The organism is Pseudochelatococcus contaminans, from assembly GCF_014195635.1.
Taxonomy (GTDB): Bacteria; Pseudomonadota; Alphaproteobacteria; order Rhizobiales; family Beijerinckiaceae; genus Pseudochelatococcus; species Pseudochelatococcus contaminans.
Genome location: NZ_JACICC010000017.1, coordinates 1 through 14,116, shown reverse-complemented (window position 1 = coordinate 14,116; position 14,116 = coordinate 1). Strand labels below are relative to the sequence as shown.

Genomic DNA, 14,116 nt, shown 5'->3' with positions numbered 1-14,116 from the left:
CAGTTTCCCCCGGACCTGCCGGAGGACTGCGCCGGTATCCATGCTGACCGTATGGCAGCGCGCCTTGCCCGGTCCGCCAAACAGGCGGAGGATGCAGGCCGGAGCACGCGTGCGCTCAGGTCGCAATACGGGCTGAACTGCAATTTCGCGATCAATCGCAAGGCGAGCACACAAGATCCATCAACTCCTGCATTACTCGAAGACGCACGTCCGGTAGCAGGAAGTGAAGGAGTTGCTGTTGCGGGCTATTTCAGCGACGACATGCCTATCGGGCGCGTCGAGGCGCTGGCCGATATCTCGGAAAAGGCGGGTCTGGATCGCGCCGATACTACCCGCTTGCTCGAAGCCGGCGAATATGCCGGGGCCGTACGCGTGACCGAGTCGGAAACGATCAGCGGGACATGGCCGGCTATTCGATCCCTGATGACAGAGTTGACGGCGATGTCTCGTGACCTGCCGTGGATGATCTGGCGGCCGATTTGCTTCATGTCAGATTTCGCCGAAATGGTGCAACATTGCAACACAATGTATTCTAAAAAATACTACTAGTAGATATAAATAAATTAACATCAAAAATACGAAAACTATAAATAAAATTAATATTTTTCATATAAAATCAATAATTATAAAGATATAAAAATTAGTAATTCAAATATAAACAAATATTTTTAATCCAAACAGATTAATTTATTCCACATATCGATGAGAATTTTCTATAATTTGTAATTAGTATAAGGTAAGAAAAAATGAAAGCAAGATATCCGATTGAATATCGTTTTCTTAAAGCCGATGTTGCTCGTCGCGGTATTGCAGGTCTTTATACCGCGACCGCCATGGTTGCGGTGCTGATGGCTCTCGTCGATTCCGCCTGGGCACAGGATACGCGGGCGCAGCGGGCCGAGACCAATGCAGAGTTGCCGCTGACCGGCGAGGAGCTTCTGCTTGATGAAGTTGTCGTCGTGTCCGCCCGCGAGCAGCTCAGCCAGGCGCCCGGCGTGTCGATCATCGGCCGGCAGCAGATTGAAATGGCCCCGCCCGTCAACGACCTGTCGGATGTCATCCGCCGCCAGCCGGGTGTGAACCTCACCGGCAACTCGGCGGGTGGCCAGCGCGGCAACAACCGCCAGATCGACATTCGCGGCATGGGTCCGGAAAACACGCTGATCCTCATCGACGGCAAGCCGGTGCTGTCGCGCAACTCGGTGCGCATGCGCCGCGGCGGCGAGCGCGACACGCGCGGCGATTCGAACTGGGTGCCGGCCGAGCTGGTCGATCGCATCGAAGTGCTGCGCGGCCCGGCGGCGGCCCGCTATGGTTCCGGTGCGTCCGGCGGTGTGGTCAACATCATCACCAGACGGCCAGAGAAACAAAGCTTCAGCGCGACGACGTTCGCCAATATTCCCGAAAACAGCGACGAAGGCCGCACCTACCGCTCCACAATCGTAGCGGGCGGCCCGATCGACGAGCGCTTCTCATACCGCATCTCGGCCAACTACAATCGCACGGGCGCCGACAACATCGACATAAACCAGTCTGCGACACCATTCATTCCAGTCACCGACTGGTGGACAGGAGCGCCCGTGCTTGGACCGGACGGGGAGCCCCTGATGCAGCGGGATCAGGTTGCCGCCGGCCGCGAGGGTGTCGTCAATACCGACTTCCGCGGCCTGCTCTCGTGGAAGCTGGACGAACGCCATGTATTGGATTTCGAGGCCGCCTGGAGCCAGCAGCGCAATATATATGCGGGCGACACGCTATTCAGCGACGTGTCCGTGTCCGATCTTAACCAGGAACTGGCGCGCGGCGGCCACGAAACAAACCGGGTGACGCGGACCACGCTGTCCGCCACCCATCGCGGCAAGTGGGATTTCGGCACATCGAACACGTTCATCCAGTGGGAAAACGCGAAGAACAGGCGGCTTGGCGAGGCTGAAGCTGGTCGCAGCGAGGGCATCATCGACTCACGTTACGCCAAAGACCGCAAGGTCATCACGCTCGACAACGTGACCGCCAAAAGCGAATGGAACTTCCCGCTGAACATCGTCGTGCCGCAGACCCTCACCGCCGGCGTGGAGTTCCGCGGCGAGTGGATGGACGACGAGAACATGACCAGCGGTCAGGAATTCACCGCAGGGGGCGGGGTCAATACCGTCGGGAATCCGGAGTTGCGTAATCCCAAGAGCCAGTCGCAGCTTTACGCAGTTTATCTTGAGGACAACATCCTCGTTACCGACAAGTTCATCCTCACGCCGGGCCTGCGCTTCGATCACCATTCGGAATCGGGCAACAACTGGAGCCCCAGCCTCAACGCATCCTACGCGCTGACGGACGAACTCACGCTGAAGGCCGGTATCGCGCGCGCGTTCAAGGCGCCCAATCTGTTCCAGACCAACCCGAATTATATCTACAATTCCCGAGGCAACGGCTGCCCGTATACCTATGGTGGTCCGTGCTATGTCGTCGGCAACCCCAATCTGAAGGCCGAGACCAGCATCAACAAGGAAGTCGGCATCGGCTACATCAACGAGGCCGGCTGGAACGCGGGCATCACCTACTTCCATAACGACTTCAAGGACCACATCCAATCCGGCACCACGCCGGTCGGCCGCTTCAACAATCAGGTCGTCTACCAGTGGGAGAACGTGCCGAAGGCTGTGATCCAGGGTCTCGAAGGCAATCTCATCATTCCAGTGCACGAGAAGGTGACCTGGAGCACCAACGCCACATACATGATCGAATCCAAGAACAAGACGGATGGTCAGCCGCTGTCGCTGGTTCCGAAGTACACCATCAACTCAAACGTTCTGTGGAAAGCCACGGAACAGCTCGAACTCAACCTCGGCGTTACCCATTATGGCAAGATCGACGCGCCGACTGTCGATTTCTACACGCTGCGGCAGGCCGGAAACACCCGTTCGCGTTCACCCTACACGCTGGTCAATGTTGGTGCGCGCTACGAATTCAACGAAAATCTGCGCCTGCTCGCAGGCGTCACCAACCTGTTCGACAAAAGCGTCAAGCGTGAGGGTACAGGCAACGCCGCCGGCGCCAACACGTTCAACGAACCGGGGCGCGCCTATTACATCTCTCTGACCGGCTCATTCTGATCCGTCACCAGTTGCGGCATGGAGGCCCGGCAGGCCCTCCATGCCGCACGATATCTTCGAGCGGCTGAACCCACATCCAGGCCACGATCGCCTTATGGCTTGGAAACGACACTCTTGCCCTGAGTAGGTGCCATGACCCGATCAATCTCAGCGTCCCGGAGGCCCGTTTCTGAAACAAGTGCCGGTTCGGGGCGAGATCAGGAAATCGAGATATATGCGCTCTTTCTTGATTCCGGAGCAGAACAGTCGCTTATCGCGGAGGCTTTCGACACGGCAAATTCCGACGCGATCGCGAATGCACTTGGCGTCGTTGCGCGAGCGCGCGGTATTTCCGGTGTCGCCCGGCAGGCGGGCGTGGCGCGTGAAACATTGTATCGCGCACTGCGAGAAGGCGGAGATCCAAAACTCAGTACATTTATTCGTGTTATTGACGCTATCGGCATGAAAATATCGGTACAAGAGAAATAATATCCCGAAACCGCCGCCTAACTTGCATTATGTATATGCAAAATCCGTCTCATTACGAATCGTGAACGACTTTTTCCAGGCATTCCTCACGAATAATATCGAGGCAGTTTTTCCACTGATCCTCCGACAGTTCCAGTATACCGAAGCCACGCAGCAAGGATATTCCTTCGACGGCCATGAAGGCAACGAAGGCAGCGCGGCCATCCGGAGTTGCAATATCGATTTCATCCAGCACACGCCCATATGAAGCTGCTATCGCTTGACGCCGCGATTCCGACTCCATCATGTTGATGATCAGACCTGCGGCTTTCGAGATTGCCGCCCCGTTTTCCCGCCGTGTTGCCGCTATCCAGCCTCGAGCGAGGTCAAGAGGGTCGTTATCCGCTTTGTAGCCGAATGCATCGCGTTCCGGCATTTTCCTGTCTGGTTGCTTTGGTTCCGTATTCTCCGCCTCGGCAGCTATTGCCGCCTCGCGATGGAACCGAACCGCTTCACGCGAGAACACAGCCAGTATCAATTCATCCTTTGTCTTGAAATTATGCGCAATGGAGCCCTTGGTGATGTTTGCAGTTTCTGCAACGAGCTGAAGCGATAAATGATGACCGCGACCGTTGCCGATAGCTTCCTCCGCTGCATCCAGAATCGCATCCCGCGTGACAATCCGTTTGCGTCCCATTTCTCACCTTGTCAGAGCAGCTTGTATTCAATACGGTCCATGGAAATGGACAAGGTTGTGATATAATATAGCCTTTAAAAGCTTTATATTTTTGCTTTTATGCACTTTCCTTGCACAGACTGGCAGCAACTTTCGTTTGAAAACGTTTCAGAATCCGCTCCATCGAAAAGCAGTCATGACGTGAAACCGCCTTTTGATGATATTTAATGATTTGACTTATGCACGGACACACAAATCATCGAAACCCATTCCTTGTATCACCTATCATGACCGGCGACTGTCTTCAATAAATCGACAAAATTAAGAACGATAAAATCTCCACAACAATAAAATTATTATAACTATAATAATTTTATTGTTGTGGGGGCTATTTGGCAAAATCCATATACTCTGAACCGTTCATGAGATACGTCTGAACCGGAAAAGTGAATGAAACCATCGGTCCGTTTCAAACCGTAAACGGCGACCTGAATAATCCTCACTCGTGTTCTTGCCCTATCGCCATGACCGGCAGGCTGATCACGCCGCCAGACCGTGCGGAGCGGCGTTGTGCGCGGAGATCGTTCCATGCATTGCCGTGACCGCTCGCCACGCGATCGCCAGCCCAAGCCCGTATCCGCTGCTCAGCCCCCTTCCCGTTCCCGGCGAGCCTTTCCCCGCAATGCGGACGAAGGGGGCGAACATCGCTTCCAGCATGTCGGCTGGCACGCCGGGTCCGTGATCCTCGATAATCACCTCGATACTGCTGCCTTTGCCCGCAGGCTCCACGGTGACATCGACGCTGTTCCCCGGTTTCGAGATGCGAATGGTGATGCGCCGGCGGCTGCGCGCGAATGGCTCTTCGTCTCTGCTTGCCGGAACATAAGCCGGCACAGCCGATCCCGGCCTCGTTTTGCCCGTTAATGGAACCGGCGTTCCGGGGCGAGGCCCGAAACGCCGGCTGCGTGTCGTCGCGGTTCAGCGGTAGGTGGTGATGCGGCCGAAGGTGCTCTTGGTGCCCCAGACGCCCCGACGCAGGCATTCGAGCTGGAAGATCTGGCTGTGATCGACGAACAGGTTGATGTCGATGCCGTAGTTCTTCACATACCACTCGAATACCTTGGGATCGGCGGCCTCGAACATGACGTTCTCCTGGCCGACTTCCTTGATGATCCGCGCGGCGACATCGGTGCGCCATGGATCGGCGTTTTCAGTGATGCCCTCGGACTCGATCATGATGATGTCGGCTCCGGCATCGAGCGCGGCGCGCGCCGTGTCGATCAGGATCTGCGGATCGCGCGTGCCTTCCGCTTCCAGTTCCTCGCGCGTGGTGTCGCCACCGGCGCCGAACTGGATGCCGATTTCCGGCTTTGCCTTGAGGCCGGCCTTCTTCACCTTCTCGACGAGGCGCAGCAAATCCGGAATGGGCAACTGGATGAAGCCCGTCGACAGCTCGATGTAGTCAAAACCCAGCCGCTTCACTTCGGCGATGTAGTCGTCGACGTGATGGGCGGCGCGCACGATGACATTCTCGATCCAGCCGCCGGTGGAGACGTAGATGCCGGCATCGTGCGCAATGGCGAGGTATTTCTTCACCGCTTCCTCGGGCAGCAGCGAGAAGGAGCCGCCGGAGAACTTGAGGCCGTCGATATGCTCGCCGAACACCTCGAACAACTCCTTGAGGTAGGTCGGCGTGACCGAGGCGTAGTATGGCCCGCGGATTTCGGTGATCGACCTCGTGCGCGGCTTCGGCTGACGGTCGTTCATCGGCACGAAGGGGAACAGCCGGTTCTTCCAGACCTCTGACTGCTCGCGGGCGATTTCTCCATCACTCATGGTGCTTTCTCCTTGTTCTTCGGGGTGAAAAGTTCTTCGGGGTGAAAATCAGACCTTCAGATTGCCGAGGATCGTCGCGAAGTCGCGGATGCGCAGCTTTTCGATGTGCTGCACCGCGTCGATGATCGACGCGCGGGCGCGTTCGGACGCAAACGGCTTGGCAAGGCCGTTGAACTTGGCGATAACCGTCTCCCAGCTCATCGGCCGGGTGCGGAAACCTTCGTAATCCGTCTTGTCGATGGACAGCTTGCGGCCGTCCTTCAACGTCACCGTAATGGTGGTGGCGACTTCGGCGGGGAAGCGGTCGGTGTATTCTTTGCTCGGCCGCACGGTGAAGCGCTTCAGCAGCCCCTGAATGTCATCGCGCAGGATGCGTTCGGGATCGTACTGCGCCGGCAAAACGTTGCCGTCGATGAGCGCCACGCCGACCATGTATTGCAGCGAGTGATCGGCCTCTTCCTTGGTGCGGATGATGGTCTTGTCGCCTTCCTCGCCGCCGCCGATGATGTGATAGGCGACATCGAAGATATCGATCTCGATCGCTTCGATTTCGTCGGCCCGGAAACCGTTCTGCGCCTGAAGCTCCAGCGCCCCCTCGATGGAAGACTGAGAGTGGATTTCGGCGTTGTACTTCTTGATGATCGACTGCTTGACGTTTTCCAGATCTTCCTTCGACCAGTCGATTTCGAACGGTCCGGCAATGGCTTCCTTGAAGCCCTTGTTGCCCTCGAACACTTCTTCCGGTCCGGTGATGCCGCGATAGGCCAGGAAGGCCGAATGCGTGCCCACGAAAGCGGTGTTGGGATAGGCAAGGCCCTTCCAGTGCGAAAGCGCGCCGGTGCGCGTCACCCGCAGGGCGTTGTTGCAGGTGCCGCTGATGGCAATGGCGTTCGCGGTTTTTTCGGCGTCGAGCCGCAACGCCCGCGCGACACCGGCCGCGACCGCATACGCGCCCTGCACGGTGTGGTCGAAACCCTTGGCCCGCACGGGCGCGACATCGCACAGCCGGCCCTGCACCTGATAGGCCACCGCAAGCGCGGACAGGAAGCCCTCGCCATCCTGATCGGCATATTCAGAAGCGGCGAGGACCGCGCCGAGGTTATCGCTCTGATGGCAGGTCTCGCCCTTGGCGAGATAGCTGTCCATGAAATCGAGATAGCGGACCAGTGCGCCGTTGTAGAAAGCCGCCCGGTCCGGCGCTGTTTTGCCGCCGCCAATCAATGTTGCCAGCGGATTTCCGCCGAAATCTTCGATCTGGGTGCGGATATACTTGATCGGTTCCCCATCAAGCGCGCCGATTGCGACGCCGATGCTGTCCAGAATACGCTTTTTAAGCTCGTCACGCGCCTCCGTGGACAGCGTGGCGGCGTCAGCAGACGCGACAAAACGGCCGAGGCGGCGAACCTCGGTGTCCTTGAACTCTGAATGAGGGGTTGTCATGTTCTCTCCTGACACTTCGGGCGGAAAGTCAACATAATGTATTTGCTCCAGAATTATGTAATTCTGGAATTATTATTTATAATGATTTGAGTCCGCCGCTCAATTTTATTTGCGAGTCACATCGTTATTTGCTTATGTATTTGGAGTCAACTGTGAGATTAAACATTTGACTTTCTATAAATCAATGGAAGAGGAAAATAATGAACCGTTCCGGAGCTATAGACGTAAGTGAAATGGATTATCCGCCCGGTTGGGAGCCTATCGGCTTCTCGGATCTGGAACCGGATGAGTCGCGGCTGATTTCACTGTTCCGGAACTGGCGTCATGGCGCGCCAACCGATGCCATAGCAACGCATATGCTGGCTATCAGCCTGACGAGTATGAATTATCACCACTATACAGAAATATTCTTGAATTTATTCAAAAGTATTGATTGCTATCTGAGCAGTCATCCGGACTGGATCGTCTATCCGCTTCTTGCGCCGGAAGAGGAAACCCTCATCGCCTCGGCAGCCGGATCGGTTGGTGAGTCGGTTCCGCTGAGTATCCGGCCGCCGGAGGCAATTACCCGCTCTGGCCGCGATCGGCTGGAAATGGCCATTGCCCGCAGCTATCGCGCCGTTTACGGCCAGCTTCGGTAATTGTTTTCGTCCGCATTGCCTTGAACGCACGGCAAATGAGCATCGCCGCACGGATCAGCGTAGCAAACGGCCTCATGCAAAAACAAAAGCCTCCCGCCGGATGATGAAATCGGGCGGGAGGCCGTTTGTTGACGCGTGATGGATAGCCGATCAGCGCTTCGGCAGCAGGTGCAGAGCGTTGATGAAAGTATCGACATCCTCACGCGTATTATAGAATGCCAGCGAGGCGCGCACTGTGGTCTCAAGTCCGAAGTGGCGCAGCGCCGGCTGGGCGCAATGATGGCCGGAGCGGGTGGCGATGCCATGCTTGTCGAGGTGGCGCGAGACCTGATCCGGCTCGAAACCGTTGATCACAAACGACAGCACGGAAGCTTTCAGCGGTGACGTGCCGATGATCCGCAGGCCCGGTACGGTGGCCAGACCCTCGTTGGCGTATTCAAGCAGCGCATGCTCGAATGCCGCAATCTCGGCGATGCCAACCCCATTGATGTAGTCCACAGCCGCGCCCAGCCCGATTGCGCCGGCGATATCCGGAGTGCCCGCCTCGAACTTTTCGGGCGGCCCCTGAAACACCGTATGCTCGAACGTGACGTCCTTGATCATATGGCCGCCGCCTTGCCACGGCGGCAATGCCTCAAGCCATTGTTCCTTGGCATAGAGAATGCCAATGCCGGTCGGGCCGAAAATCTTGTGGCCGGACAGAACGAGGAAATCGGCATCGAGAGCACGGACATCGATCGGCAGATGCGGCGCGGACTGCGCTGCATCGACCAGCACCGGCACACCCCGCGCGTGCGACAGCGCGATGATCTCGGCGATGGGGTTGATGGTGCCGAGCGCGTTCGCGACCTGGGTCACGGACACGAGCTTCGTGCGCGGCCCCAGCAGAGCCGCGAACCTGTCGAGCAGCAACGTGCCATTGCCGTCGACGGGCGCCACCTTGAGCACCGCACCCGTGCGCTTGGCCAGAAGCTGCCAGGGCACGATGTTGGCGTGATGCTCTATTTCGGTGATGAGGATTTCGTCGCCAGAGCTGATGAACTTCTGCCCGAAGCTGTTGGCGACGAGATTGATGGCCTCCGTCGTGCCGCGCAGGAACACGATTTCGCGCGAATGCGCCGCCCCGATGAAATCGCGCAGCTTGTCGCGCGCACCTTCGAACAGGTCGGTCGCACGGGCGGCAAGTGTATGAGCGGCACGGTGGATGTTGGAGTTATCGCGAGAGTAGAACGACGAGGTGATGTCGATCACGCTCTGCGGCTTCTGCGTCGTCGCCGCGTTATCCAGCCAGATCAGCGGTTTGCCGTTGACCGTCTGGTGCAGGGCCGGGAAATCCCGGCGCACGCCGCGCGACTCGAAAGCGGTGAGCACGCTGTCGCGCGGGGCGTTGTCCGCGGTTTCGACAGCCGGCACCCGCGCGCTGGCGGGGGCCTTCTTGCCGGAAGCGCCCGGGCCGACGCTCGGTGGCACGGCATCGCTCTGCCGAGCTTCCGGCTGCTGGAGGAAATAGTAGTTCGACGCCGAGTCAAGGCGGGTGTGATGTTCCGCAATGGCTGAGTCGCCGTTCTGCCTGTCCTCATACCCTTCGGTAAAGCGTGGCTCACCGAAGGGAAACGTATCGACCGAGGGCAACGGATAGCTGGCGCGATCCGGCACGTATGCCGGAGCGAACTTCGATTCCGGCACGTAGGCCACCGGGTCTGCCTGCGTCACCGGATCGGTATGCGAAACCGCATAGGGAGAAACCGGATCCCAGAGCGGCGGCAGCACGCTGGAGGACGCCGGAATGGCGTCCACGCGCGGAAGCGGCGGAATGGGCGCGCTCGGCACCTTCCGCGGCACAGAGTCGGTGACCCCGGTCGCGGAAGGAGCACTGGAGAAACCCGAAAAGGCCTCACGCACCAGTTGCGAAATCAGGGAGCTGCCCTGCCACTCGCCGGGATTGGCCGGCAGCTCCGGGGTGGGGTCATGCCGGGTAGTCATGGTAACGGCCGATCAGAACGTTATCGAGACGGGCAATGGCGTCTTCCACCAGCACGGCCGCGGAGAAGTAGCGGGTGATGATGTGCGACGCGATGGAGTGATCATCCGTGCCGGCATAGCGCACCGACAGGCCGGGCTCGACTTCGCCGGTGACGCCGGCTTTCTGCAGCCCGACAACGCCCTGATCCGCTTCGCCGACGCGCAGCAGCAGGATGGTCGTGGTTTCCGGCTCGCCATTGTAGCCGCCGCTCACCGGCAGTTTGTTGGAGGGAACCAGCGGCACCCCGCGCCATGTCAGGAAGGGCGCACCGAAAAGGTGAACGATGACGGGCGGAACGCCGCGGCGGGTCGCTTCACGGCCGAAAGCGGCGATGGCACGCGGGTGCGCCAGGAAGAAGCCGGGCTTTTTCCATACGCGCGCCAGCAGCTCGTCAAGGTCATCCGGGGTGGGGGCGCCGGAACGCGTCGGGACGCGATTGACGGGCGCGACTTCGCGCAGCAGGCCGAACTCGGGATTGTTGATGAGTTCCCATTCTTCGCGTTCCTTGATGGCGTCGACGGTGAGACGCACCTGTTCGCGAAGCTGGTCGATTTCGTTGCTGTAGAGATCGGTGACGCGGGTGTGCGTCTGGAGCACGGTCTGGATGGTGCTCAGATGATATTCGCGCGGATGCTCGGCATAGTCCACGAAAGTTGTCGGCAAAGCCGGCTCGCCGCTGTGCCCGGACAGCACATCGATGATCGCCTCACCCCACTCGTTGGTGTGGGCTGCGAGCGCGTGCTGCTCGTCGTTGGAGCGGGCAATCGCCTGGCGCAGTTCAGGCTGCTCGTCGATCTTGGCGATATCGAGCGTGAGAACCGTCGTCGGCGTCAGCGCGATCGCCGTAGTGGCATTGGGGCTGTCTTCCAGCAGCGTGCGGTGGCCGAAATAGCCGCCTGCGCCAATCAGCCGCTGGCGCAGCTTGCCGCCGAACGGGTTGGGGCCTGTCTGCTCCACCGTGCCTTCGGCGACGATGAACAGTTTGCGCGATCCGCTGCCCGCCTCCGCCAGCTTCTTGCCGGCGTCGAAATGGTTGACGGTAAAGAGGCCGGAGACCTTCTTCAGCTCATCCGGAGAAATGCCGGTGAAGGCCGGAATTGCCGTCAGCGATTCGGGCGTGACGGTCAGCTTGTCGCCTTCCCCGACAACGACAATTGCTCCCTCGCGGGCGCTCAGCACCTTGCGGCGGTTGACGCGGTAGACGCCGCCGGCAACGTCGACCCATGGAAGCAGCCGATGCAGCCACCGGGGCGTGCGTTCCGTATTCTGGACAACGGTTACCGTCGCAGTCGCAAGATTGCGCGCCGCAGGAGCGCTCACACTGCGCTGCCCGCCTTGACCGAGGGAAGAAGCCGTCATGATCTACCTCATTGTATCCGGGAAAATGTTGAGCCGGGGGTCCGCGAATTTCAGGTTTTCAACTCCGGATCGACCGTCTGGCCGTCGGTGAAGCAGCCGCGGCGGTCTCTCCGGATCAAGGATATTTGCCGGACGCATCACCGCGCGATCTGCCCGCCAAACAACCTTCTAACAAGGCTCAGTTTCCGCTTATATCATACAATGTCAATAGATATTATAAACTATTAGCCCGGCTGTTGCCATCGGCGGCCAACCCGATTGAGCATTCCATTGCGTGTGAAGATCGTGCGTCAATCACCGCCTGTGCCGGTCGCCGGGTGGGCAGGGGCAAAGGGCGGTGCAGGGGCGGGGCAGGGGCCGGACCGGATATCTGGCCGGCCCGGGTGCAAACCGCTCTATATCGCGGTATCGCGGCTGCGCTGGATGTAGATATGCCGCAGGCGTTTGGCGATCGGGCCGGGGTTGCCGTCTCCGATTGTCGCCCCGTCGATCTCCACCACAGGATTGACCAGCCCAGACGATGAGGTGGTGAAGGCCTCCGCCGCTTCGCCGATTTCCCCCACGGCAAAGGGTCGTTCCTCGACCTTGAGTTGCAGATCGTGGGCGCATTGCAGCACGGAATGGCGCGTGACGCCGTGGAGGATGTCGGTGGACAGGTCACGGGTGACGATTGTGCCGTTGCGGGTCACGATGTAGGCGTTGTTGGAGGTGCCTTCCGTCACGAAACCGTCCCTGACCAGCCAGGCATCGTCGGCGCCGCGCGATTTCGCCTCCATCTTGGCCAGAGAGGGATAGAGCAGTTGCACGGTCTTGATGTCGCAGCGCCGCCAGCGCAGATCCTCGATGGTGATGACGCGCTGGCCGCGCTCCGCGACAGGGTTGTTCAGGATGGCCTTCTTCTGTGTGAACAGAACGAGGGTGCGGGGTGTCGCCGCATCGGGAAACAGAAAATCGCGATCCGCCGCGCCGCGCGTGACCTGAAGATAGATGAGGCCCTCGTCGATCTGGTTTTGCCGGATCAGCGCGCGATGGATGTCGAGCAGATCATCGTCGGATACCGGCGGGGCTATGCGAAGTTCGTTGAGCGAGCGGTGGAGACGGTGCAGGTGTGCGGCGAAGTCCACCAGCTTGCCGCCGAGGACCAGCGTCACTTCATAAACGCCGTCCGCGAACAGAAATCCGCGATCGAAGATGGAGACGTGTGCCTCCGTTTCCGGCAGGTAGCTTCCGTTGACGTAAACTGTGCGCATGGTTCATCCCCAAAGCGATGCAGGTGGCGGCTCCATGAGGGAGCCTTCGTAATGGATCGGCGTTTCGCGATCCCGGGCCAGCAGCAGCGGCCCGTCGAGGTCGACGTATCGGGCGTTCTGCGCCACCAGAAAGGCGGGTGCCATTGCCAGTGAGGTGCCGAGCATGCACCCGACCATGATATCGAAACCGGCTCTCTCCGCGTCCTGCCGCAGTTGCAGGGCTTCCGTCAGGCCGCCGGTCTTGTCCAGCTTGATATTGACGGCGTCGTACTTACCCGCCAGATGCGCAAGGGAGCTGCGGTCGTGGCAGCTTTCATCCGCGCAGACAGGCAGCAGCCGCGCGATGCCGCGCAGCGCATCGTCGTCTTTGGCGGGTAGCGGCTGCTCCACCATCGCCACGCCGAGGCGGACGAACTCCGGCGCAAGTTCGTGATACTGCGCAATGGTCCAGCCCTCGTTCGCGTCGACGATCAGGGTGGAGTGCGGCGCTCCGGCCCGCACGGCCTCGACGCGCGCCACATCCTGCGCGGCGTTGTCCGGGGAGCCGAGCTTGATTTTCAGCAGCGGGCGATGATCGTTTTTCTCCGCCACCTTCCGCATCGCCTCCGGCGTGGCGATGGAGAGCGTATAGGCTGTGTCAAGCTGCACCGGCCTGGGCAGTCCGGCCAGTGTCCAGGCGGGCACGCCGGCCCGCTTCGCCTCGATATCCCACAACGCGCAATCGATGGCGTTGCGTGCCGCCCCCGCTGGCATCGCCGATTGAAGCGCCTGCCGGTCGAGACCGTTGCGCAGATCCTGCCGCACGGCCTCGATGGCCGCGATGACGCCCTCGACCGTCTCGCCATAGCGTGCATAAGGCACGCATTCGCCGCGCCCGGTCGCGTCGCCGTCGCTCAGGGTGACGGTGACGACGCGGATTTCCGTGCGCGAACCGCGGGAGATCGTGAACGTCCCCGCTATGGGAAAGCGCTCATCGACAACGTGAAGCAGAACCTCTGTCATAATGTGTCCAGTGCTGTCACCAGCCTGTCGGCCCCGTGGCGGAAAGGATCGACGACCGGCAGGCCAAGCTGGGCCTCGGTTCTGGCGCAGATTTCCAGCGCATCATCATCAGTGAGGCGCGACGTATTGAGCGATACGCCCACGACCTTGCAGCCCGGATTGACGATTCTCGCCAGTGTCAACGACAGATCCCGCAGCGCCTCAAGCCCCGGCAGGGAGAATTCGGGCAGTCCGCGCATGGGTCGTGTCGCGAATGTGGTGGAAATTGGCGAGCAGCGCGCTCCGAGCATGTAACGTTGGCTCCGGTCAGGCCGCGAGGTCAAGAGACATCGGCA

13 protein-coding genes are annotated in these 14,116 nt (G+C 59.6%); 4 read left to right on the top strand and 9 right to left on the bottom strand.

Translation table 11 applies throughout. The features are described 5' to 3' along the window. Positions 1-51 precede the first annotated feature (51 nt). From FHS81_RS17075 to FHS81_RS17065, 3 genes are all read left to right on the top strand, one after another. Positions 52-549 (top strand): DsbA family oxidoreductase, encoded by a 498-nt coding sequence (locus FHS81_RS17075; protein ID WP_183754776.1) that lies wholly within the window; start codon positions 52-54, stop codon positions 547-549. Between the two features lie 197 nt (positions 550-746). Next, positions 747-3,107, top strand: a complete 2,361-nt coding sequence (locus FHS81_RS17070; protein WP_183754774.1) for a FepA family TonB-dependent siderophore receptor — start codon at positions 747-749, stop codon at positions 3,105-3,107. A gap of 132 nt (positions 3,108-3,239) precedes the next feature. Continuing rightward, positions 3,240-3,575 (top strand): addiction module antidote protein, encoded by a 336-nt coding sequence (locus FHS81_RS17065; protein WP_183754772.1) that lies wholly within the window; start codon positions 3,240-3,242, stop codon positions 3,573-3,575. A 52-nt stretch (positions 3,576-3,627) separates the two neighbouring features. Here the strand turns inward: FHS81_RS17065 and FHS81_RS17060 are convergent, their stop codons facing one another. The 4 genes from FHS81_RS17060 to FHS81_RS17045 all read right to left on the bottom strand — a co-directional run bounded on the left by FHS81_RS17060 (position 3,628) and on the right by FHS81_RS17045 (position 7,506). Further along, positions 3,628-4,251 (bottom strand): TetR/AcrR family transcriptional regulator, encoded by a 624-nt coding sequence (locus FHS81_RS17060; protein WP_183754770.1) that lies wholly within the window; start codon positions 4,249-4,251, stop codon positions 3,628-3,630. Between the two features lie 519 nt (positions 4,252-4,770). Next, entirely contained in the window at positions 4,771-5,124 is a 354-nt protein-coding gene (locus tag FHS81_RS19075) for an ATP-binding protein (protein ID WP_183754768.1), read from the bottom strand. Positions 5,125-5,208: 84 nt separating this feature from the next. Continuing rightward, complete coding sequence (locus FHS81_RS17050; RefSeq protein WP_183754766.1) at positions 5,209-6,066, bottom strand: phosphosulfolactate synthase; 858 nt, start codon at positions 6,064-6,066, stop codon at positions 5,209-5,211. Positions 6,067-6,114: 48 nt separating this feature from the next. Beyond that, positions 6,115-7,506: an MmgE/PrpD family protein gene (locus FHS81_RS17045; protein ID WP_183754764.1), complete on the bottom strand. Its 1,392-nt coding sequence runs from the start codon at positions 7,504-7,506 to the stop codon at positions 6,115-6,117. Positions 7,507-7,706: 200 nt separating this feature from the next. Here FHS81_RS17045 and FHS81_RS17040 point away from each other — a divergent pair, with 200 nt between their 5' ends. Then, positions 7,707-8,147 carry a hypothetical protein gene (locus FHS81_RS17040; protein WP_183754762.1) on the top strand — a complete coding sequence of 147 codons (441 nt, stop codon included), beginning with the start codon at positions 7,707-7,709 and terminating at the stop codon, positions 8,145-8,147. Positions 8,148-8,297: 150 nt separating this feature from the next. Here the strand turns inward: FHS81_RS17040 and FHS81_RS17035 are convergent, their stop codons facing one another. The 5 genes from FHS81_RS17035 to FHS81_RS17015 form a co-directional block, all read right to left on the bottom strand. Beyond that, a complete protein-coding gene (locus tag FHS81_RS17035) occupies positions 8,298-10,130 on the bottom strand; it encodes a SufS family cysteine desulfurase (protein ID WP_183754760.1) in 1,833 nt (610 codons plus the stop codon). Beyond that, entirely contained in the window at positions 10,114-11,529 is a 1,416-nt protein-coding gene (locus FHS81_RS19220) for a family 2B encapsulin nanocompartment shell protein (protein WP_183754758.1), read from the bottom strand. Before FHS81_RS19220 ends, FHS81_RS17035 begins: the two co-directional genes overlap by 17 nt. Positions 11,530-11,924: 395 nt before the next feature. After that, positions 11,925-12,779, bottom strand: a complete 855-nt coding sequence (locus tag FHS81_RS17025) for a D-amino-acid transaminase (protein ID WP_183754756.1) — start codon at positions 12,777-12,779, stop codon at positions 11,925-11,927. 3 nt (positions 12,780-12,782) lie between these two features. Then, complete coding sequence (gene dgcA / locus FHS81_RS17020; protein WP_183754754.1) at positions 12,783-13,781, bottom strand: N-acetyl-D-Glu racemase DgcA; 999 nt, start codon at positions 13,779-13,781, stop codon at positions 12,783-12,785. After that, a complete protein-coding gene (locus FHS81_RS17015; RefSeq protein WP_246375083.1) occupies positions 13,778-14,071 on the bottom strand; it encodes a DUF1611 domain-containing protein in 294 nt (97 codons plus the stop codon). The genes dgcA and FHS81_RS17015 overlap by 4 nt, the downstream gene beginning before the upstream one ends. Positions 14,072-14,116: the final 45 nt, after the last annotated feature.